General features: G+C 35.1%; 20 protein-coding genes and 1 tRNA gene. 10 read left to right on the plus strand and 11 right to left on the minus strand.

Going from position 1 to position 21,042, the window contains the following annotated elements; translation table 11 throughout:
* Both OLM53_RS02880 and OLM53_RS02885 read right to left on the minus strand, forming a co-directional pair.
* Complete coding sequence (locus OLM53_RS02880; RefSeq protein WP_264521556.1) at positions 1-675, minus strand: TetR/AcrR family transcriptional regulator; 675 nt, start codon at positions 673-675, stop codon at positions 1-3.
* 185 nt (positions 676-860) lie between these two features.
* Positions 861-1,514: a TatD family hydrolase gene (locus OLM53_RS02885; RefSeq protein ID WP_264521557.1), complete on the minus strand. Its 654-nt coding sequence runs from the start codon at positions 1,512-1,514 to the stop codon at positions 861-863.
* 85 nt (positions 1,515-1,599) lie between these two features.
* Here OLM53_RS02885 and OLM53_RS02890 point away from each other — a divergent pair, with 85 nt between their 5' ends.
* The 6 genes from OLM53_RS02890 to OLM53_RS02915 all read left to right on the plus strand — a co-directional run bounded on the left by OLM53_RS02890 (position 1,600) and on the right by OLM53_RS02915 (position 6,535).
* Complete coding sequence (locus tag OLM53_RS02890; RefSeq protein WP_264521558.1) at positions 1,600-2,823, plus strand: MDR family MFS transporter; 1,224 nt, start codon at positions 1,600-1,602, stop codon at positions 2,821-2,823.
* A 115-nt stretch (positions 2,824-2,938) separates the two neighbouring features.
* Entirely contained in the window at positions 2,939-3,298 is a 360-nt protein-coding gene (locus OLM53_RS02895) for a BlaI/MecI/CopY family transcriptional regulator (RefSeq protein ID WP_264521559.1), read from the plus strand.
* A gap of 1 nt (position 3,299) precedes the next feature.
* Positions 3,300-5,186 (plus strand): M56 family metallopeptidase, encoded by a 1,887-nt coding sequence (locus OLM53_RS02900; protein WP_264521560.1) that lies wholly within the window; start codon positions 3,300-3,302, stop codon positions 5,184-5,186.
* 98 nt (positions 5,187-5,284) lie between these two features.
* Complete coding sequence (locus tag OLM53_RS02905) at positions 5,285-6,202, plus strand: hypothetical protein (protein ID WP_264521561.1); 918 nt, start codon at positions 5,285-5,287, stop codon at positions 6,200-6,202.
* Between the two features lie 55 nt (positions 6,203-6,257).
* On the plus strand, positions 6,258-6,404 hold the full coding sequence (locus tag OLM53_RS02910; protein WP_264521562.1) for an SsrA-binding protein: 147 nt from the start codon (positions 6,258-6,260) through the stop codon (positions 6,402-6,404).
* 57 nt (positions 6,405-6,461) lie between these two features.
* Positions 6,462-6,535: transfer RNA gene (locus tag OLM53_RS02915), tRNA-Arg, on the plus strand.
* A 163-nt stretch (positions 6,536-6,698) separates the two neighbouring features.
* Here the strand turns inward: OLM53_RS02915 and OLM53_RS02920 are convergent.
* From OLM53_RS02920 to OLM53_RS02930, 3 genes are all read right to left on the minus strand, one after another.
* A complete protein-coding gene (locus OLM53_RS02920; RefSeq protein ID WP_264521563.1) occupies positions 6,699-8,162 on the minus strand; it encodes a magnesium chelatase in 1,464 nt (487 codons plus the stop codon).
* Positions 8,163-8,166: 4 nt separating this feature from the next.
* Positions 8,167-9,285 (minus strand): vWA domain-containing protein, encoded by a 1,119-nt coding sequence (locus OLM53_RS02925; protein WP_264521564.1) that lies wholly within the window; start codon positions 9,283-9,285, stop codon positions 8,167-8,169.
* 71 nt (positions 9,286-9,356) lie between these two features.
* The gene (locus OLM53_RS02930; RefSeq protein ID WP_264521565.1) at positions 9,357-10,640 is read right to left on the minus strand and encodes an MFS transporter; all 1,284 of its coding nucleotides are present in this window, start codon (positions 10,638-10,640) and stop codon (positions 9,357-9,359) included.
* 159 nt (positions 10,641-10,799) lie between these two features.
* Here OLM53_RS02930 and OLM53_RS02935 point away from each other — a divergent pair, with 159 nt between their 5' ends.
* Entirely contained in the window at positions 10,800-11,372 is a 573-nt protein-coding gene (locus tag OLM53_RS02935; protein ID WP_264521566.1) for a pentapeptide repeat-containing protein, read from the plus strand.
* On the opposite strand, the gene OLM53_RS02940 is transcribed toward OLM53_RS02935, so the two are convergent.
* The 6 genes from OLM53_RS02940 to glyA all read right to left on the minus strand — a co-directional run bounded on the left by OLM53_RS02940 (position 11,373) and on the right by glyA (position 17,714).
* The gene (locus OLM53_RS02940; RefSeq protein WP_264521567.1) at positions 11,373-12,413 is read right to left on the minus strand and encodes a GMP reductase; all 1,041 of its coding nucleotides are present in this window, start codon (positions 12,411-12,413) and stop codon (positions 11,373-11,375) included.
* 185 nt (positions 12,414-12,598) lie between these two features.
* Complete coding sequence (locus tag OLM53_RS02945; RefSeq protein ID WP_264521568.1) at positions 12,599-13,192, minus strand: tRNA-(ms[2]io[6]A)-hydroxylase; 594 nt, start codon at positions 13,190-13,192, stop codon at positions 12,599-12,601.
* A gap of 89 nt (positions 13,193-13,281) precedes the next feature.
* Positions 13,282-13,959, minus strand: a complete 678-nt coding sequence (locus OLM53_RS02950) for an ABC transporter ATP-binding protein (RefSeq protein WP_264521569.1) — start codon at positions 13,957-13,959, stop codon at positions 13,282-13,284.
* Position 13,960: 1 nt separating this feature from the next.
* Complete coding sequence (locus OLM53_RS02955) at positions 13,961-15,217, minus strand: ABC transporter permease (RefSeq protein WP_264521570.1); 1,257 nt, start codon at positions 15,215-15,217, stop codon at positions 13,961-13,963.
* Complete coding sequence (locus tag OLM53_RS02960; RefSeq protein ID WP_264521571.1) at positions 15,217-16,308, minus strand: efflux RND transporter periplasmic adaptor subunit; 1,092 nt, start codon at positions 16,306-16,308, stop codon at positions 15,217-15,219. The genes OLM53_RS02955 and OLM53_RS02960 overlap by 1 nt, the downstream gene beginning before the upstream one ends.
* 131 nt (positions 16,309-16,439) lie before the next feature.
* A complete protein-coding gene (gene glyA, locus OLM53_RS02965) occupies positions 16,440-17,714 on the minus strand; it encodes a serine hydroxymethyltransferase (RefSeq protein WP_264521572.1) in 1,275 nt (424 codons plus the stop codon).
* A 109-nt stretch (positions 17,715-17,823) separates the two neighbouring features.
* Between glyA and fahA the strand changes: the two genes are divergently transcribed.
* From fahA to OLM53_RS02980, 3 genes are all read left to right on the plus strand, one after another.
* Positions 17,824-19,107: a fumarylacetoacetase gene (gene fahA / locus OLM53_RS02970; RefSeq protein ID WP_264521573.1), complete on the plus strand. Its 1,284-nt coding sequence runs from the start codon at positions 17,824-17,826 to the stop codon at positions 19,105-19,107.
* A gap of 18 nt (positions 19,108-19,125) precedes the next feature.
* Entirely contained in the window at positions 19,126-20,208 is a 1,083-nt protein-coding gene (gene gcvT / locus OLM53_RS02975; protein WP_264521574.1) for a glycine cleavage system aminomethyltransferase GcvT, read from the plus strand.
* Positions 20,209-20,281: 73 nt separating this feature from the next.
* Complete coding sequence (locus OLM53_RS02980) at positions 20,282-20,992, plus strand: YebC/PmpR family DNA-binding transcriptional regulator (RefSeq protein ID WP_264521575.1); 711 nt, start codon at positions 20,282-20,284, stop codon at positions 20,990-20,992.
* Positions 20,993-21,042 lie beyond the last annotated feature (50 nt).

Raw genomic sequence — 21,042 nt, forward strand, 5'->3', positions numbered from 1 at the left:
TTATTTGCGTATTACTTTTTGAACTAAATCAAGATAAAAATCGGTTGGCGACAGATTCCCTTCATAGTTAGTGATGCTTTTCAAGTGATCCTTTAAAAAATGTTGGTGTAAAGAACCTTCCACTATAGAAGATGCCAAACTCTTAGCATACCAATACTCAGGATTTACTTCCTGAATACATTCTATGATTCGGTTGATGACTCTTTTGTACACCATAAAGAAACCCTCATTGTTTTCTTCATCCACTTCTTTAGTTAAAAGTGTTTTGGTAAATTGTACAATGATAATTCGGTTTAAAATAGCTTCATTGATGTGAAGAGTGTTGTTGTCATCTTCAATTTTTTCGGTCACTATGGTGATGGCTCTTTTCAATTTCTCAAAACTATCAGCAATATTGGAAGTTGAAAATACCATTCGATATTCTATCCAACCCCAATACCAAGAGGTTAAATACAATAAGAGTTTATGCTTACTTTCAAAATAGCGATAAATAGAACTTTCATTGGAACCAATTCGCTCTCCTAGTTTTTTAAAAGTAAAGTCTTCAAAACCTATTTCATCAATCAGGATAATACTTTCTTGTATTATTTTTTTACCCAATGTAGAAGTCTCAGGATCTTTTACATAAATTTTTTCGTTTACCTGTATTTTTAAGTTTGATAAAATAGCATCCATAGTATTAGAGTTTCACGCAAAGATAATAGTATTACTATTAATATTGAAATTTTAACTTTTATTTATAATAAAATAAAAGCTATTCAAAAGGGAATACAAACAAGAATATGTCATTAACTCACTAGAAAGAAGAAGCTGAATTTGATTAAAATAAAACTATATTGAGAAAAAAGTCTTGCTTTTAACTATTTGAAATCTTCAAATACTTTTTTCCAATTTGTGCTAACTTGCGCTTGAATTTCGGCTAAAGTCATCCTTTTATAGTTGGCTGCGTGCGTGTAGACTTCTATCAAAGTTTCGTCAATCGTATCAGTTTCCAGAAAGAATCGGTCGTTAGGTACGCTTTGAAATACTTCTCTTAGCTCAGGATTCCGCAACAAATATTTCCCAAATGAAAGGTAAAAACCATTATCCAACAATTGTTGAGCAACTTGTTTATTCTTGGAAAACCCATGAATAATAATGGGGACACTAATTTTTAAGCGCTTTTTAATCGCCAACAATTCATCAAATGCAGCCACCAAATGCAAGACTAAAGGCTTTTGATGTTCTTCTGCTAAAGCAATTTGCTTTTCAAAGACTTCTATCTGCAATGGTATGGGGACCTCAATACGCCTGTCTAAACCACATTCGCCAAGGGCTAAACATTGCGGTAAAGCTAACTTCTCGGCTATGGTTTTTAAATCACTTTCTAATCGGTCTTCTTTTATATACCAAGGATGAATCCCAACAGAATAAAAAGGAATAGTAGCATCAAACTCCCAAGGATATTGGTTGACCAATTCCATGATTGTGGAATTGTCAGTGAATTTATGAGTATGCAGATTGAAAAAATCCATGTGTAAAAATAGTGTAAAAGTCTTAAAAAGGGAAACTCAAAAGTAAATAAGAACTTTGTAAATTTACGACATCAATCAAAAAGCAATGCTCAAAACCGCTTTTCAACGCTACATCAATAACTTCAAAGGATTTTCAAGAGAGATTTGGATACTGACCCTAATCACTTTTATTAATCGTGCTGGGACTATGGTGTTGCCTTTTCTTTCCAAGTATTTAAAGGAAGATTTGCATTTCTCCTATAGCCAAGTGGGTTGGATAATGGTATGTTTTGGTACGGGTTCTATTATAGGTTCTTGGCTAGGTGGAAAACTCTCAGACAAGATTGGCTTTTACAGGATCATGATATTTAGTCTTTTGGTTAGTGGATTGATGCTTTTTGCTATCCAATTTATTACTAGCTTTTTGGGGCTTTGTATTGGAATGTTCTCTATTATGGTTGTGGCAGATATGTATCGGCCTGCTATGTTTGTTTCCCTAGGTGCCTATGCAAAACCGGAGAACCGAACGCGAGCACTGACCTTAGTTCGTTTGGCTATCAACTTAGGCTTTGCGGCTGGACCAGCTTTAGGAGGCTTAATCATTATGAATATTGGCTATCGTGGCTTGTTTTGGGCAGATGGTGCTACCTGTATCATTGCCATTCTAATCTTTTGGATCAAAGTAAAAGAAAAGAAAAAATCTCCTTTTATTGATAAGAAACACCCTGATGATGTATTGACCCATTCGGTATTCAAAGACAAACCATTTTGGATATTTCTATTTACTTGTTTGGTTTCAGGGATTTTATTCTTTCAGGTCTTTACAACTATTCCGCTATATCACAAAGAGCAATTTAATTTAACCGAGTTTCAAACAGGTTTGTTGTTAACGATGAATGGTCTAATTATTTTCTTTATGGAAATGCCTATAGTAAGTTATGTTGAGAGACATAAAATAAGTAAAGTCAAAGTAGTAGCTACAGGTTGTCTTTTGATGTCTATCAGCGTGTTTTTATTGTTGTTAAATGCTTGGGTTGGTATCCTCATCATCATGATGCTCTTTATGACTTTTGGTGAAATGTTTGCTTTTCCTTTTTCTAATTCGGTGGCATTGAGTCGGGCTCCCAAGGGTCATGAAGGACGTTACATGGCGATTTATACAATGAGCTTTAGCTTAGCACACATCCTAAGTGCTAAAGTAGGTATGGAAATCATAGAATATTTTGGGTATCAAATGAATTGGCTATTCATGGGGATACTTGGTTTATTAGGAGTATCTTTTGGTATTTGGGTTTTTCGTTTGATTCAGAATGAAAATAAACCTATATAAATCAAGCACTTATTTCTTTTTTATCTTCTATTACTTAAAAAATAGTTAAATAACTATAAAAATAGTTGTGTAACTAAAAATATAGTTGTACTTTCGATTTCAAATAAAAGGAATCATGCAAAAGTTAACCAACAAAGAAGAAGAAATCATGCAAATTTTATGGAAGCTAAAAAAAGCATTTGTAAAAGAAGTCATGGCGGAAATTACGGAGGAGCAACCGCACTACAACACGCTCTCGACCATTATTAGAAACTTAGAGGACAAAGGATTTGTTTCCCATAATGCCTATGGAAACACCCACCAGTACTACCCTATTGTAAAAATGGAAGACTACAGAAAGCGTTTTATGAATACCGCTATCGATACCTATTTTAATAGTTCATATAAAAATATGGTGTCCTTTTTTGCTGAAGAAGAAAAAATATCTGCAGAAGAGTTGAGAGAGATTTTAGCCATTATAGAAAATAAGAAATAAAATGGAAGCGCTGGTCCTGTATTTAGCAAAAGCAAGTGGTTTGTTAGCTTTATTTTATTTGGCTTATCATTTCTTGGTACGAAAAGATACTTTTTTCAATAGCAACCGTTGGTTTCTGTTAAGCGGATTAATTACTTCACTCCTATTACCCTTATTCTTTATCAAGAAAATAATATGGGTAACAAAACCTAAGATTTCGATAGAAGAATTAGTGGCCTATGCGCAACAGACTCCAGCAAAAATCAAAGAACTACTCCCTGTTGAAGCATTCGATTGGATGCAACTAATTTGGGTTAGTTATTGCCTAGTGACATTTGTTTTGGTGGCTAAAATTGTGCTTAATTTACTATCTCTTTACCGAATGCTTCACAAACAGCAAACCTTTAAAAGAGAAGGCTATACATTAGTTGACTTAGAGCGTAACATTGCTCCTTTTTCTTTCTTCAATTACATTGTATATAATTCTGATTTTTATTCTGATACCGAGTTACGAAGCATTATTCTTCACGAACAAATACACAGTAAAGAATACCATTCCATTGATGTTATAGTAGTGCAATTATTCACGGCTATTTTTTGGTTCAATCCATTTGTTTGGCTCTATAAAAAAGCAATCACTCAAAATTTAGAATACATCGCCGACCAAAAAGCCATTGAGCAAATGGAAGACCGACATGCCTATCAACACGCTTTACTTAAAGTAGTTTCTAATCACAACTGCTTATCTATTACTAATCATTTTTATCAATCATTAATCAAAAAACGAATCGTTATGTTAAACACTAGTCAATCGCACAAAAAAAATCTTGTCAAATATGCCTTTATCATTCCGGCCTTAATCGGATTTGTACTCTTGTTTCAGATTAAAACAATCGCTCAAGAAAAAGAACAATCATATACCCCTAAATCTGTGGAAACACATCAAGGTGCAGATATTACTTTTGACTCCAAAGAAACCGATAAAAGTTTAAAGACATTAAAAAATGTTTTTAAAGAAGAAAAGATTGTAACCGAAGTTTCTAAAATAAAAAGAAACTCCGCAGGTGAAATCACTGGAATTTGCATCAAAATGAAATGCGAAGACGGTAGAAAAAAAGAATTAAGAATTAACCAAAGTACACCGATAGACAATATCTTTATTTATACTAACAGGATGGAGAATGGAGTGTATGATTTTGGTGTAAAACATGGTACCGTTCATGAAATTAGTGCCATTAGAAATAAGGTAGACAGAAAACGACATGGAATTTACAAAGCAACTAACGACGAGGCTGTATATGCTATGAATGCTGATGATAGCCTTGATGTTACCGGTAATTTTGATTTTGACTTTGATATGGAAGCGCCAGAAGCACCAGAATCGCCTGAGGCTCCTGAAATTTCTGAAGTTCCAGATGCTTCAGAAGGAGTTGAGATGAATGATAAAATCTCAAAAGTAATAGTTAGAAAAAATGGTGATAAGCCTTTAGTTATTATTAATGGAAAGGTAATTACAGATGACAAAACCATACAAGAAACTATGAAAAATTTATATATTGATGACAATTCATCTTCTTCTGATGGTGACAAAAAACAAATTTACATCAACTGGGAAGATGCTGTTAAAATCAGAAACAAAGCTATGGCAAATGCAAAGATTCAAATGAAGAGAATGAAACCAATTATAAAAAAACAAATAAGAATGGCTAATGGAGATTGGAAAAAAGTAAAAGAAGAAATGGAAAGAGCACAACTTGAAATAGAAGCCTCAAAACCTGAAATGGAAAAAGCCAAAGCTGAAATGATACAAGCTAAAGAGGAAATGATACAAGCTAAAGCGGAAATGCTAAAAGCCAAAGCGGAATTAGATAACGAAAGAGCTAAACTAAAAAAAGTCAAGTCGAAATAGTTAAAAAATTGCAAAAGGACTTTTACAAAAAAAGCAATCCTTATAATTTTGTTTCTGATTATTAATACATCTCATAAACCATTTTAATTTTTAATATTATGAAAAATAAATTGTTTTATTCTCTTGTATGCCTCTCTCTGTTTCAAATGAGTGTATTGGCACAAGGTAAAAAATCTTTCACATCATCTGATCAAAAGACGAATGACAACATCTTCATGACTTGGAATAAAAACACTCCTGAAAGTGAAATGAATGATGACATAAAAGCCTTAAAAGAGCATGGAGTTATCATATCTTATTCGGATGTAAAACGAAATGACAAAGGTGAAATTACAGCTATTAAAGTAGATTATGCCGATAAAGGGGGAAGTAAAGGTAGCATGACATTAGACAACCAAAAACCTATAAACACTATCAAATTCTATAAGCAAGATGATGAGGTAGGATTTGGAGAACGAAGTGGTTCTGATTTCATGTCAGGTAATGCATTAGCGAATGGTTTTAATCCAAACGACATGATGAAAGGCTTCAATTTTAATGATGACAAAGATGGTTTACCAGGCAAACAATATCATTTTGAATTCCCTAACGGTAGTTCTTTTGGACAATCCAGTTCCAAAGTAATCATTCAAAAAGACGGTAAAAAACCTTTAGTGATTCAAGACGGCAATGTAGTTGAAGGCGGTGATGATTACACTAAAGAAGAACTAGAAGATATCAAAAAGAACAACAAGGTAGAATCCTTTAGCAGCACTGAAATGCCAGATTTTAATGGTAATGGCTTTGGCAATATGCAAGAGCAGATGAAAAAAATGCAGGAGCAAATTGACCAAATGATGTCAGGACAACCTTTTGCTAAGACAGACAAGTCCACTAAATCAAAGTCAGATTTAGATAGTACTAAAGAAGAAATGATCAAAGCAAAAGAAGAGATGCAAAAGGCAAAAGAAGAAATGGAGAATGCTAAAAAAGAACTTCAAAATGCCAAATCCAGTTTAAAGACACAAAAAGCTTAAACAAAAAGACCACTAATTCAGTGGTCTTTTTTATTTTTACTGAAACTATTTACTCATGTACAAAGTACTCGCTAAACTAAACAAACTGCTCTTACCTAGCTTTACCAAGCAACAATTGGATTTAGCAAAAGCCAAAAAGTGGCAAATGGCTATTATAGGCTGGCGTTATTATGTTACTACTCGAGCATTAAAATCAAAATAAATTTAGTTATTCATTTGGGAATTTAATAGTATTACCTATATTTGCACCCACAAAAAAGGCCTCGTGGCGCAACTGAATAGCGCATCTGATTACGGCTCAGAAGGTTACTGGTTTGAATCCAGTCGAGGTCACGAATTAATTCATTGAAATAAAAAAAATGACAAGTTTACTTGATCATTTTTTTTGTTTTAAGGGATTATCAAAGCGGAGCTTTGATGGATGTTGCGAAGCAAAATCCTTATATAACAAAAAACCCAACTCTATGATTTAGTTGGGTTTTTACTTTTTGTTCGATTACAATTTATTGATATAACTACTATACAAATCCTTAAACTGATAGCCTTCCTCTACTCTATCTTTGCTTAATTTATCATATTCTACCAAGCCCCAAAGCACAAACTCTTTTAGAAAATACTTGTCTTCTTTGGCTAACTCAGGTTGGTATTTCTGTATTAAATCTTCTAAAGGTTTAACAGCATCCAATTGTTTTTTATATTCTTCATCCGAAGCATCATCTAGCAATTCAAAACCTGTTTCCGTGAAGAACCATTCTAAGATTTTAGCGTATGGACTGGCGTCAATATCTTTTTCTAGTTTTTCTATTTTTGGAAAAAAGGCAGGAAAGAAAGTATGGATTGCATCTCCTATCAAATGTTGAGCAACCACAGCAGCTCCTTCTTGTTCCCCTTCATAAACCAATTCTACTTTTCCTGTTATAGCTGGAATAATACCCATAAAATCAGATAATCGTACCGTTGTTGTTTCTGAATCTGATTTCAAAGCTCTACGTTCGGCAGTACTTAATAAATTCTCATAAGCAGTAATAGTCATTCGGGCACTCACTCCACTTTTATTATCTATAAATTCACTTTCTCGGGCTTCAAAGGCAATTTGCTCTAATAAATCTTTAGCTAATGAAGGAACATTAACGGAATCTGATTGTTGTTGATCTAATTTAGCTTCTTGATGGGTAATGGTTCTGGCTACAGCAATATTTTCGGGATAATGTGTCAAAATTTGAGAACCTATTCTATCTTTCAAAGGAGTTACAATACTACCACGATTAGTATAATCTTCTGGATTGGCTGTAAATACAAATTGCATATCCAAAGGCATTCTCAACTTAAAACCACGTATTTGAATATCACCTTCTTGCAAAATATTAAACAAGGCTACTTGAATTCGGGCTTGTAAATCGGGTAATTCATTGATTACAAAAATGCAGCGATTGGCTCTGGGTATCATTCCAAAATGAATCACTCTATCATCTGCATACGACAATTTTAAATTAGCTGCTTTTATCGGATCAACATCTCCTATTAAATCGGCAACCGTTACATCTGGAGTGGCTAATTTTTCTGAAAAACGTTCGCTTCTGTGTAACCAAGAAATGGGAGTAGCATCGCCATGTTCTGCTATTAAATCTTTGGCAAAACGAGAAATGGGATTGAATGGATCATCATTAATTTCTGAACCTGAAACAAAAGGGATGTATTCGTCCAAAAGTTCAATCATTTTTCTGGCAAGCCTTGTTTTCGCTTGACCTCTAAGACCAAGCAAATTAATGTTATGCCTTGATAAAATAGCGCGCTCTAATTCGGGTATCACCGTATTTTCAAATCCGTGTACACCTTCAAAAGTAGGTTGCCCTGATTTAATTTTAGTCCTAAGATTATCTCTCAACTCGTCTTTAATACTTCGAGAAACATATCCTGATTTCTTTAATTCGCCTAGTGTTTTTATATTTTCTGTTTTCATAGTCTTATTTAATTTTCTTCTTTCTATTGGTTTCGTAATCTTCAAAAATCATTTCTCCTAATCCTTTTAATCCTGTGTAAAAAGCCTTTCCTTGATTGGCTTCCGTAAAACGATTGACAAATTTTTGCAGATAAGGATCATTGGCAATCATAAAAGTGGTTATTGGGATGTGAAGTTTTCGGGCTTGAGCGGCTTGATTGTAGCATTGCTCTACAATGTATTCGTCTAATCCGTTACTGTTCATATAATACGTTCCATCTTTTTCCCGAACACAGCTAGGCTTTCCGTCGGTAATCATAAAGATTTGTTTGTTGGTATTGCGTTTTCTTCGCAACATGTCCATTGCCAATTGTAATCCGGCAACGGTATTGGTATGATAAGGGCCTACTTTTAAATGAGGTAAATCTTTGATGGCAATGGGCCAAGCATCGTTTCCAAAAACCAAAATATCAATAGTGTCTTTTGGATAACGAGTGGTGATTAATTCTGCTAAAGCCATAGCCACTTTCTTGGCTGGAGTAATTCGGTCTTCTCCATATAAAATCATACTGTGGCTGATGTCAATCATCAAAACGGTACTCATTTGTGCTTTGAATTTTGATTCTTCGACTACCAAATCGTTTTCTGTTAATCTAAATTCGTCAGCTCCATTATTAATTTGAGCGTTCTTCAGACTTTCTGTCAAAGAAATACTTTCCAAACTATCCCCAAAATGGTATTCTCTATATTCACCTGTTTGTTCATCTCCACTACCCGAATGCTTAGTTTTATGGTTTCCTGAACCAGAGCGTTTAAGATTACCAAATATTTGGTCTAAAGCTTGCTGCCGAATGGCTCGTTCCGTTTTAGCTGTTATACCCGTTCCAGAAGTCCCATCCTCTTTGAGTTCTTCTCTGATGTAGCCTTTTTTCTTTAAATCCTCAATAAAGTCATCAATAGTGTAATCGGAATCTGTGAGTTTGTATTCCACATCCAATTGTCGTAACCAATCGATAGCTTCCTCAAAATCACCTGAAGTATGGGTAATCAACTCTTTGAAAATTTCAAATAATTTATCAAAAGGAGATTGAAAGGGTGCTTCGTATTTTTTGAATAAAAAACCTTTTTTAGTATGCTTTTCCATAATTTTTAAAATTACACTATAGCGTTCATAAAGTAGCTAGAACGAGTATTAATTTTTAGTTAAAGTCTACATCATTCCTTCCTTTTATCCTCGAAATCAAATTCACGCAACTGAGGCGCTTTAAAGAAAGTAATGGCTATAACTCCCATAGTCAAACAACCTCCAACAACCACGGCCCTAACAGTTCCAAGCCAATGCGCCATTACCCCACTTTCGAAATCGCCAAATTCATTAGAGGAACTAACAAACATGGTGTTCACTGCCGAAACTCGGCCACGCATATCGTCGGGTGTTACTAATTGCAATATGGTACTTCGGATAACAACACTCACGGCATCAAACATTCCAGAAAGGATTAGCATCACGACCGAAAGATAAAAGTTAGTAGAAATCCCGAAAACAATTATCGATAAGGCAAATCCGGTTACACATAAAAAGAGTTTCTTCCCTGGTTTGTTTTTTAATGGTAAAAAAGCTAGTAATCCCAAGGTAATCAAAGCACCTATTCCAGGAGAGGCTCTAAGAACTCCAAAGCCCATTTCGTTTACATGCAAAATTTCCTTTTGATAAACTGGCAATAAAGCCACTGCTCCACCAAACAATACCGAAAACATATCCAAACATTGCGCTGCCAAAAGCGTTGGAGTTCGTAATACAAATCGCAAGCCTTCTGCTACACTTTGCAAAACAGGTTCTTTAATTTTGTTTAATATTGGTTTAACCGAAATAGATAAAACAGGGATATACAAAAGTATTTCTATTAAAATGACTGCGAATAGTCCAGCTGTAATTCCTTTCCATGCAATGAAAATCCCAGCCACTAATGGCCCTAAAACAGAACCCATTTGCCAAGACATACTGCTCCAACTAGTAGCATTGGCATAATGTTCACGTGGGACAACCAATCCAAATAAAGAAAACATCGATGGACTAAAAAACGAGCGCAATACACCACCTAGAAATACAAAACCATAAATGGCCAAAACTATTGTGGAAACAGAGAAATAGCCACTTACCACTGGCATACCAATTATAAAAAGACAAATAGCAATCAACACATAACCTGTTAGGCAAAGCATAACCATTTTTCTTTTTTCATTCAAATCAACGAAATGGCCAGCAAATAAAGAACAACCAATAGCTGGAATAACCTCGGCTAGACCAACATACCCTAAAGATAACTTACTGTTGGTAATATGATAAACCCAATAGTATAAAATAGTAGATTGCATATTGAGTGCAAATAGAAGTCCGAAACGAGCCGCCAGAAAAGATTGAAACTCTTTTATTTTAAGAGAAGGGTTTTTATAAAAAAATCCGGAGGGCTTTGATGCAGAAGAGTTTTCATTATCCATAGTTAAAAAAATCTGTTGGGATAGTTTTGTAAATTTAGTGTTTTGCAACAAATGGATTTTGACCTCTACTCTATTTATCGTTATATTAACATAAACTGAATTGATATTAGGGGAACTAACCAAATAAATTCTTTAGTTTTACCAACTTTAAAAACTCCTATGTCCTCTGATTATATACTTGACGAAAAATTTGAAGATGTCTTCTTTTTAGAAGCCGATATCAAATACAAAGATTACGAAAACTGTACCTTCCACAATTGTGATTTTACCGATTGTACCTTTCAAACCGTGACTTTTATAGATTGTAATTTCTTTGATTGCAATTTTAAGGAAACCAAAATCAATTATGTGTCCTTACGTGGCGTTCAGTTTACCAAATGTGATTTTACTGCGGTTAACTTTGCTATGACAGACCAAGTGATTTATGAGTTTAACTTTAAAGATTGCTTGTTGGATTATGCCAAATTCTACGCCTTAAAACTTAAAAAAATGCAGTTCATCAATTGCAGTATGATTTCGGTAGATTTTATGGCGAGTGATTTAACTGAAGCCGTATTTGATAATTGCAACCTAAGAAGAGCCGTATTTATTGACACCATTGCCAATAAAACCGATTTTTACACCAGCTACGACTATACCATAGATCCAGAAAAAAACAAACTTAAGAAAGCGGTTTTCTCAACGGATGGTTTGAAAGGATTATTAGAGAAATATGATTTGATTATAAAATAATTACTTTGTAAATACTCTGTTTTCCTGCTCTATTACTCGGATAAAAGTAGTTCGTTTAGTCAACTCTTTTAATTTAGAAGCTCCAACATAAGTACAGGTACTTCTGATGCCTCCTAAAATATCATGAAGGGTATCAATCACATTGCCTTTAAAAGGAACTTGAACTGTTTTTCCTTCACTTGCACGATATTCCGCCACACCTCCTACATGTTTCTTCATAGCGGTTTCCGAACTCATTCCGTAGAACTGTTTGAACTTCTCGCCATTAACTTCAATCATCTCACCACCACTTTCGGCATGTCCTGCTAGCATTCCGCCAAGCATTACAAAATCGGCACCTGCTCCAAAAGCTTTAGCCACATCGCCAGGAATGGCACAACCTCCATCACTAATAATATGGCCTCCTAATCCATGAGCTGCATCGGCACATTCTATAATGGCTGAAAGTTGCGGATACCCAACTCCGGTTTTTACTCGAGTAGTACAAACAGAACCTGGACCAATTCCCACTTTCACTATATCGGCACCTTCTAAAAGCAATTCTTCTACCATTTCACCAGTAACTACATTACCAGCAATAATTACTTTATTTGGATATTGTTTTCGGGCTTGTCTTAAGAAATCAACAAAATGCTCTGAGTAGCCATTGGCAACATCAATACAAATGAATTTTAGTTGAGGATTAGATTCAAATATTTCGGCAATCTTTTTGAAATCATTTTTTCCCGTTCCAGTGCTAACGGCTATATAATCGCAAATATCAGCCGGAGCATTTTTAATGAAATCATTCCATTGCTGTACTGTGTAATGTTTATGTATTGCCGTAAATAGTTTTTCTTTAGCTAAAGCCAACGCCATTTCAAAAGTCCCCACCGTATCCATATTGGCAGCCATTATTGGAATTCCTGTCCAAGTCGCGGTACTGTGCATGAACTTAAATTCGCGCTCCAAACTCACTTGCGCTCTACTGTTTAAAGTGGAACGTTTTGGACGTATCATAACATCTTTAAATCCTAATTTTATGTCGGTTTCAATTCTCATTTTACTAAAATTCTATGGATTCAAATTTATAATTTTGAAAGTATCTCGATAGGATTTTCTAAAAAAGTAATCAGGAATTTATCAACAAGCATTTGATTTAAGCCTTATCATATTTTTGTTGAAGCCTTATGATTTTTTTGTAAGCCTTGCTATAAATCAATAAGTATGCAAAATACTGTGATTCACTATCCGTGAATGGTTTCTTTATTCCCATAATTAGCAATGACTTGCGATTCAAACTCAAGCCACTCGCGCCAACGTTTTTCAACATCAATGCCTTTCCCATATTTTCTTGCATAGGTTATAAAAGTAGTATAGTGCCCTGCCTCACTTTCCATTAATTCTCTGTAGAATTTGGATAACTCTTCATCTTGTATATTTTCTGAAAGTACTTTAAAACGTTCACAGCTACGGGCTTCAATCATAGCCGAAAAAAGCAAACGTTCCACCAATCCTGAAACTCGGCTTCCTGTATTGCTACGTTTCATGTATTGCGCCAATTCGTTTACATAATCATCTTTGCGCTCACGACCTAGTTTCAGTCCACGCTTTTTGATGATATCGTGCACTTGCTCAAAATGGTCTAATTCTTCTTTGGCCAAAGCCAATAAATCGGTAACCAAATCTTCATGCTCCGAATTATTAGTAATGATAGTTATGGCATTCGTGGCCGCTTTTTGTTCGCACCAAGCATGATCCGTTAGAATTTCTTCAATGTTTTTCTCTACAATGTTGACCCATCTTGGGTCGGTTGGCAGTTCTAAACGTAATACTCCCATACTAAAGTGGCTTAAAAATTATAGGTCAAAAATACATATTTTACGATAGGTTGGAAAATTGATTTCGTCTAATCAGAATTTTTTTGAAGTTAGGAAATAATCTTTCCGTCTTCCATGGTTATGGTTCTGTTGGTTCTTTTGGCAAAATCAGTGTCATGCGTTACAATCAAGAGTGTTTGTTGCTTTTCGATGGCCAATTTATTGAAAATATCAAAAACCAAATCACTGTTCTTTTTATCTAAATTCCCAGTAGGTTCATCTCCCATGATGATTAACGGATTATTGATTAACGCTCTTGCAATGGCTACTCTTTGTTTTTGTCCACCACTCAATTGATTCGGCATTTTCAAGGCTTGGTCCTCCATATCAAGCGTTCGCAAATGTTCCATAGCATTATGTTCAATTTCTGCTTCCGATAATTTATTGAGTTTCATTCCTGGTAGCATGACATTTTTCAAGACATTATACTCCGATAATAAATAGTGAAACTGAAATACAAAACCAATCTTTTCATTTCTAATTTGGGCCAACTCCTTGTCTAATTTTCCGGTAATCAATTCATCATGGATAAACAATTGCCCTTCATAATCCGTATCCATAGTAGAGAGCAAATACAACAGAGTAGATTTACCACAACCTGATTTTCCAACTATGGAAACAAATTCACTATGATTAATACTCATGTCTATTTCTTTCAAGACCTGAAACTTTATTGGGTCGTAGAAATATTTGGTTAACTTTTTGGTCTCTAAAACTTTATCACTCATGCTATTTACCTCTTATGATCTCTACAGGATCAATTTTACTCGCTTTTAAAGCTGGGAATAAACCTGCTACGAAAGTGGTTATCATAGCAAACGTAATTCCAATAATATAAAACATTGGATTATAATTAATAGGATAGGTTTTAATAGTGGGCAATGAGGCTGTATTAAACGGAATAATATCAACAATATTCGATAAGATATAGCCAAAAAATAAACCGAACAATCCACCAGCAAATCCGATTATCATCGATAATGAGATAAAAATCCATTTAACATCATTCCCTGAAAAGCCAGTGGCTTTAAGAATAGCGATACTGTCCATCTTTTCAAAAATCATCATATTCAGAATATTATAAATTCCGAAGCCAGCCACTATCAACAATACAATCCCAACGGCATAAGAAATAATACTTCTAATGGAACTACCAGTTTCAAACTGGGAATTGGTGGTTTGATAATCGATAGTATCCAAATCAAACTTTTCTTTAAACTCTTTGGCTAGAGCTGGAGCCGTTGTAATATCATAGGTTTTAACTTGTATATCAGTGATATAATTGGTGGGTTCTCCCAAAAGTTTTTGGGCCGTAATTAAAGAAGTATAACTCATCGCATCGTCAATATCAGCAATACCAATTTGAGAAATTCCGACAACTTTTAAAGATGACAAATTACCTTTGGAAGTGGTAACTTTAATAATATCTCCTTTTTGCAAAAGCATTTTGTTGGCTAATCCTTTACCAATTATAATGCTATTGTTTTGCAATAAATCAGACACCTTCCCATCAACAATATAGTCGCTTATTTTGAATAATTTTTCTTCTGCTAATACATCAATACCATTAATTACTCCAGAAAGTTCTATAGTTCCCGAGTTAAAAAAAACTGGAGTCGTGACTTTCGGAGCCACATCAATAATGCGTTTATCTTGTTTTAAGGCGTGGATAATCGACTTGCAATTGTAGATGGCTTTGCCTCTATCTTTAGGTTTTACAGAAGAAATAAAATTGGTATTGTCTTTATATTTTTTTGAAAAAGAAATAGGCTGGTTTTCAGAAGGTTTAATCTCGTTATATAAACGAACATGTGGCGTTCTGTTGAGCATCAATCCATCTAATAAATCATTCATCCCGTTCATAAAACTAACCAGCGTAATGAACATAGCGATACCAAAAGTTACTCCAACCGCAGCAACAACAGTTTGTTTCAATCGCGCTCGAAGCAAATGCAAGGCTATGTTTAAAATGAGTTTAAAGTTCATTATTTCGGCTTGTATATAGTTTCCTCAGCATTCAATCCACTCAGAATTTCCACATTTTGGTAATCGTTTAAACCTATTTTCACCTTGCGTTTTTGATCTTCATTCACCAAAACATATTCGTTGTCTATCAAATAGCTTTTGGGTATAGTTAATACATTCTTTTTGGTTTGGATGATGATATTAGCTTCAGCAGTAAGATTAGGATATAATTGCTTTGGTGGATTGGTAAAATGAGCTTCTATTTTAAAAGTTCTAGAACGCACATCCATAATGGGGTAAATTTTATCAACTGTGGCTTCAAAGACTTTACCTTTGTAACTATCCATAGTCACTTCCATTGATTGACCAATCTTTACATGAACCATATCATTTTCATCTACATCCAATTCCAATAAATAAGAGTTTTTCTCTCCAATGACAGCTAACGGAGTTTGTGTAGTAATCAAAGTTCCTTCTTTAACTAACACATCAAACAATTCGCCAGAGAAAGCACTTTTAATGGTAAAATCACTTTGTGCTTTTTGATTGATTTTAAGATTGATATTACTTCGGCTCTGCTCATTCTTCAATTGCTCTTTTAGTTGAGATAATTGCTTCAAAGCGGCTTCATAATTAGATTTCGAATTTTTATACGCCAACTCTACACGCTCATAATCCACTTCAGAAATCACATTATATTGCTTGATGTTCTTATTGCGATTGTAAACCGATTGATCTAAAGCCAATTTGTCTTTTGCTGCTTGGACTTTAGTCTCCATTTCCGAAATCTTATCCTGTACATAATGATTGCTTTCCTGACTTAGTTGATAAGCCAAACGAGCATTCTCTGTATTTAAAGAAGCTTTGTCACTTTCGATTTGAAATAAGGCTTGTCCTTGAGTAATGGTTTGTCCTGCAGTGACATTGATTTTTTGCAAAACCCCATTCACAGTAGAATAAACGGTATACTGATTTTCAGATTTTACAACTCCAGAAGCATAGACACTTTCAGTTATGTCACCTTTAGTAGGTTTGATTTCTCCTTTGTCTTTTTTAGCACAAGAAACAATAAGAATAAGAGATAAACAGAGTAGTATTTTACAACATTTCATCGATTAGGCATTTACATAATTTTGACTCTCAAATTTACAACAATTCTAGCAGTTAAAATGAAACATTTATCATATAAAAAAAGCCTTTAAAATGAGATTTGAAGGCTTACTTATTCTTTATAAACTATATATTAATAAACAAAAATAGCTCTCTCGCTCATCATGTCGTTTACCTCGTCTGCAATTTCTTCTAACAGTTCATCATTAGTATGATTAGTAAGCACACGATCTATTAAATCTACAATACTTTCCATATCGCTTTCCACCATTCCACGTGTAGTAATCGCTGGTGTTCCCACACGAATACCTGAAGTTACAAATGGTGATTTATCATCAAAAGGAACCATATTTTTATTCACAGTAATCTCCGCTTTGCCTAAAGCAATTTCAGCATCTTTACCAGAAATGTCTTTGTTTCTCAAATCAATCAACATCATGTGATTGTCAGTTCCTCCTGAAATTAAGTCATAGCCCCTTTTAACAAATGCTGCTGCCATAGCTTTAGCATTTTTCTGTACTTGCATAGCATACACAAAAAACTCGTCTGATAAAGCTTCACCAAAAGCAACCGCTTTAGCCGCAATAATGTGTTCTAAAGGTCCTCCTTGGTTTCCTGGAAATACAGCCATATCCAAAACATGCGACATCATTCTGATTTCTCCTTTTGGAGTGGTTAAACCCCATGGATTTTCAAAATCTTTCCCCATCATAATAATGCCACCTCTTGGTCCACGTAAAGTCTTATGAGTGGTTGTGGTTACAATATGACAATGCGGAATTGGATCATTCATCAATCCTTTAGCAATCAAACCAGCAGGATGAGAAATATCTGCTAATAAAAGAGCTCCAACGCTATCCGCAATTTCACGGAAACGTTTAAAATCCATATCACGAGAATAAGCTGATGCTCCCGCGATAATCATTTTAGGTTGTTCTTTCGTAGCAATTTCTTGTATCTTATCATAATTCAAAACACCCGTTTCTTTTTCTACTCCGTAAAAAGAAGGAGAGTATAATTTCCCTGAAAAATTCACAGGAGAACCATGAGTTAAATGACCGCCATGCGATAAATCAAAACCTAAGATTTTGTCTCCCGGTTTCAAACAAGCTGCAAAAACAGCTGTATTGGCTTGAGAACCTGAATGAGGTTGCACGTTAACATATTCAGCACCAAAAAGTTCTTTAGCTCGATCAATAGCAATTTGTTCAATAACATCTACTACTTCACAACCCCCATAATATCTTCTGCCTGGATAGCCTTCTGCATATTTATTAGTTAATACCGAACCGGCTGCTTCCATCACCTGATCACTCACAAAGTTCTCTGATGCAATTAGTTCAATTCCGTGAATTTGTCTGTCTTGTTCCTCTAGGATAAGGTCAAAAATTTGTTTGTCGCGTTGCATTTGAAATTATTTCGATTATTTGCGCTCAAAATTACAAAAATGGTTTGGTAAATTAATAGTAAATGATATATTTGATTACTGAATTTTTCAACAACTAAATTAACTCATCATGCCCTTAAATACCAACAATCCTAAACGAAAATCTTGGCTTACTGTTCCCAAAGACAGCGACTTCCCGATTCAGAATATTCCTTTTGGCGTTTTCTTAACCAAAGAAGATGTCATCACAATCGGAACGCGAATTGGCGATTATGCTATCGATTTGGGTGCTCTACAGCAACTGAATTATTTTGAAGGAATTGAATTGACCGATGATATGTTCATGCAAGATACCTTGAACGATTTTATATCTGATGGTAAAAAAACATGGCGATTAGTTCGTAATCGTATTGGTGATATTTTTGACAGTAACAATCCTAAACTAAGAGATAATCAAGAACATCGCGATATCGTAATCTTCAAAATGGAAGATGTTGAAATGCAATTACCCGTTTTAATTGGCGATTATACTGATTTTTATTCCAGTAAAGAACACGCTACCAATGTTGGTAAAATGTTCCGTGATCCTACCAATGCGTTATTGCCTAACTGGCTTCACATTCCTGTAGGCTATCACGGAAGAAGTTCTACTATTGTTCCATCTGGAATTCCAGTACACCGTCCTATGGGACAAACATTACCCAACGGAGAAGATACTCCTGTATTTGGACCCTCACGTTCCATCGACTTTGAACTTGAAACAGCATTCATTACAACTGATGCTAACATTATGGGAGAAAATATTCCAATTAATGAAGCCGAAGATTATATTTTCGGAATGGTATTATTGAACGATTGGAGCGCAAGAGATATTCAAAAATGGGAATATGTGCCACTTGGACCTTTCTTAGCTAAAAACTTTGCCTCTTCTATTTCGCCGTGGATTGTTACTATGGATGCTTTAGAGCCATTCCGTTGCAAAGGCCCGAGTCAGGAACCAATGCCACTTCCCTATTTGCAACAAAAAGGAAAAAACGCTTTTGATATCAATCTAGAAGTTTACATAGAACCCGAAAACGTAGAACCTTCCCTCGTGACAAAATCGAATTTCAAATATATGTATTGGTCCATGTCCCAACAATTAGCACATCATACTTCAAATGGTTGCCGAATCAATTCAGGTGATATGATGGGCTCTGGTACCATTTCAGGACCAACACCTGATAGCTTTGGGTCTATGCTCGAATTAACTTGGGGTGGAAAAAATCCAATCAAAATGAACGATGGTTCTGAACGTAAATTCATCAACGACAACGACACCGTAATTATGAAAGGATTTTGTCAAAATAGTTCTATCCGAATTGGCTTTGGCGAAGTATCCAGCAAATTATTACCTCCTTTCGTTAGAAAATAAAAAACACACAATTATATAATGAAGAATACTGCATTAACACACATTCACGAAAGTTTAGGTGCCAAGATGGTTCCGTTTGCTGGCTACAACATGCCCGTACAATACGAAGGCGTAAATGCCGAACACGAAACGGTACGAAATGGCGTAGGCGTTTTTGATGTGTCACACATGGGCGAATTTCTATTAACAGGAGAGAATGCATTAGCTCTAATCCAAAAAGTAACTTCCAATGATGCTTCGGTATTAGAAATTGGTCGTGCTCAATATTCCTGTTTACCCAACAATGATGGAGGAATCGTTGACGATTTAATCGTATACCGAATGGAAGAAAACCAATATTTATTAGTAGTCAATGCTTCTAATATCGATAAAGATTGGAACTGGATTTCGGCTCACAACGATTTAGGTGTGGATATGAAAAACATTTCAGAAGACTATTCTTTACTAGCCATTCAAGGACCAAAAGCGGTTGAAGCTATGCAGTCCTTAACTTCCATTGATTTGTCAGCCATAAAATACTATCACTTTGAAGTAGGTCCGTTTGCCGGAATTGACAACGTGATTATTTCAGCAACAGGATACACAGGTTCGGGTGGATTTGAAATCTACTGCAAAAACGAAGATGCTGAACAAGTTTGGAATAAAGTCTTCGAAGCCGGAAAAGCCTTTGGCATCAAACCTATCGGATTAGCAGCTCGTGATACTTTGCGTCTCGAGATGGGATTCTGTTTGTATGGTAATGACATCAATGATACTACTTCGCCATTAGAAGCTGGATTAGGTTGGATAACTAAATTCACTAAAGATTTTACCAATTCAGAAAACCTCAAGAAACAAAAAGAAGCTGGTGTTTCTCGTAAACTAGTCGGATTCGAATTAACCGAAAGAGGTATCCCACGTCACGATTATGAAATTGTAGATGCTAATGGTAATAATATAGGTATAGTAACCTCAGGAACCATGGCGCCAAGTCTAGGAAAAGGAATCGGAATGGGTTATGTAAAAACCGAATATGCAGCAGTAGATAGCGAAATCTTCATCCAAATTAGAAACAACAAAGTAGCGGCCAAAGTGGTAAAGCTACCTTTTTACAAAAAATAAAATCAAATTTTTGAAATTGCATTGGATAAGTTACTTTTGCAACCGATAAAAAACATAAATACATTTTTTAGAAATGGGAAGAGCATTTGAATTCAGAAAAGGAAGAAAAATGAAACGTTGGGCAGCCATGGCAAAAGCCTTTACTCGTATTGGTAAAGACATTGTAATGGCCGTAAAAGAAGGTGGACCTAATCCGGAAGCCAATTCTCGTTTGAGAGCCGTTATCCAAAACGCGAAGGCAGCTAACATGCCAAAAGACAACGTAGAACGTGCCATCAAAAAAGCAACGGATAAAGATACAGCCAACTATAAAGAGGTGCTATTCGAAGGTTATGCTCCACACGGAATCGCTATCTTAATCGAAACTGCTACTGATAACAACAATAGAACTGTTGCTAATATCCGAAGTTACTTCAACAAATGTAACGGTACGATGGGAACACAAGGTTCAGTGGAATTCATGTTTGACCATACTTGCAACTTCCGTATCGCCAATAAAAATATTGATATTGAAGAAATGGAGTTAGAATTCATCGACTTTGGTGCCGAAGAAATCTTTGCCGATGAAGACGATATCCTAATCTACGCTCCTTTCGAAAGCTTTGGAGCCATTCAAAAAGAATTAGAAAACCGTGGTATCGAAATCCTATCCTCAGGTTTTGAAAGAATCCCACAAATCACTAAAACACTAACAGAAGCTCAAGTAGCCGATGTTGAAAAGCTTTTAGAAAAAATTGAAGAAGACGATGACGTGATGAACGTGTATCATACGATGCAGGAATAAATTATACTACGTTGTATTTTCATAAAATAAAGACCTTTCACTAATGTGGA

The organism is Flavobacterium sp. N1994, from assembly GCF_025947145.1.
Classification (GTDB): domain Bacteria; phylum Bacteroidota; class Bacteroidia; order Flavobacteriales; family Flavobacteriaceae; genus Flavobacterium.

What these genes read in the sequence shown, in the direction of transcription:
- OLM53_RS02950 (WP_264521569.1), bottom strand. Translation starts at nt 13,959, where the DNA reads ATGAGTGATAAAGTTTTAGAGACCAAAAAGTTAACCAAATATTTCTAC.
- glyA (WP_264521572.1), bottom strand. Translation starts at nt 17,714, where the DNA reads ATGCAACGCGACAAACAAATTTTTGACCTTATCCTAGAGGAACAAGAC.
- OLM53_RS02955 (WP_264521570.1), bottom strand. Translation starts at nt 15,217, where the DNA reads ATGAACTTTAAACTCATTTTAAACATAGCCTTGCATTTGCTTCGAGCG.
- OLM53_RS02980 (WP_264521575.1), top strand. Translation starts at nt 20,282, where the DNA reads ATGGGAAGAGCATTTGAATTCAGAAAAGGAAGAAAAATGAAACGTTGG.
- OLM53_RS02910 (WP_264521562.1), top strand. Translation starts at nt 6,258, where the DNA reads ATGTACAAAGTACTCGCTAAACTAAACAAACTGCTCTTACCTAGCTTT.
- OLM53_RS02920 (WP_264521563.1), bottom strand. Translation starts at nt 8,162, where the DNA reads ATGAAAACAGAAAATATAAAAACACTAGGCGAATTAAAGAAATCAGGA.
- OLM53_RS02930 (WP_264521565.1), bottom strand. Translation starts at nt 10,640, where the DNA reads ATGGATAATGAAAACTCTTCTGCATCAAAGCCCTCCGGATTTTTTTAT.
- gcvT (WP_264521574.1), top strand. Translation starts at nt 19,126, where the DNA reads ATGAAGAATACTGCATTAACACACATTCACGAAAGTTTAGGTGCCAAG.
- OLM53_RS02940 (WP_264521567.1), bottom strand. Translation starts at nt 12,413, where the DNA reads ATGAGAATTGAAACCGACATAAAATTAGGATTTAAAGATGTTATGATA.
- OLM53_RS02945 (WP_264521568.1), bottom strand. Translation starts at nt 13,192, where the DNA reads ATGGGAGTATTACGTTTAGAACTGCCAACCGACCCAAGATGGGTCAAC.
- OLM53_RS02895 (WP_264521559.1), top strand. Translation starts at nt 2,939, where the DNA reads ATGCAAAAGTTAACCAACAAAGAAGAAGAAATCATGCAAATTTTATGG.
- OLM53_RS02885 (WP_264521557.1), bottom strand. Translation starts at nt 1,514, where the DNA reads ATGGATTTTTTCAATCTGCATACTCATAAATTCACTGACAATTCCACA.
- OLM53_RS02960 (WP_264521571.1), bottom strand. Translation starts at nt 16,308, where the DNA reads ATGAAATGTTGTAAAATACTACTCTGTTTATCTCTTATTCTTATTGTT.
- OLM53_RS02925 (WP_264521564.1), bottom strand. Translation starts at nt 9,285, where the DNA reads ATGGAAAAGCATACTAAAAAAGGTTTTTTATTCAAAAAATACGAAGCA.
- OLM53_RS02900 (WP_264521560.1), top strand. Translation starts at nt 3,300, where the DNA reads ATGGAAGCGCTGGTCCTGTATTTAGCAAAAGCAAGTGGTTTGTTAGCT.
- OLM53_RS02880 (WP_264521556.1), bottom strand. Translation starts at nt 675, where the DNA reads ATGGATGCTATTTTATCAAACTTAAAAATACAGGTAAACGAAAAAATT.
- fahA (WP_264521573.1), top strand. Translation starts at nt 17,824, where the DNA reads ATGCCCTTAAATACCAACAATCCTAAACGAAAATCTTGGCTTACTGTT.
- OLM53_RS02905 (WP_264521561.1), top strand. Translation starts at nt 5,285, where the DNA reads ATGAAAAATAAATTGTTTTATTCTCTTGTATGCCTCTCTCTGTTTCAA.
- OLM53_RS02890 (WP_264521558.1), top strand. Translation starts at nt 1,600, where the DNA reads ATGCTCAAAACCGCTTTTCAACGCTACATCAATAACTTCAAAGGATTT.
- OLM53_RS02935 (WP_264521566.1), top strand. Translation starts at nt 10,800, where the DNA reads ATGTCCTCTGATTATATACTTGACGAAAAATTTGAAGATGTCTTCTTT.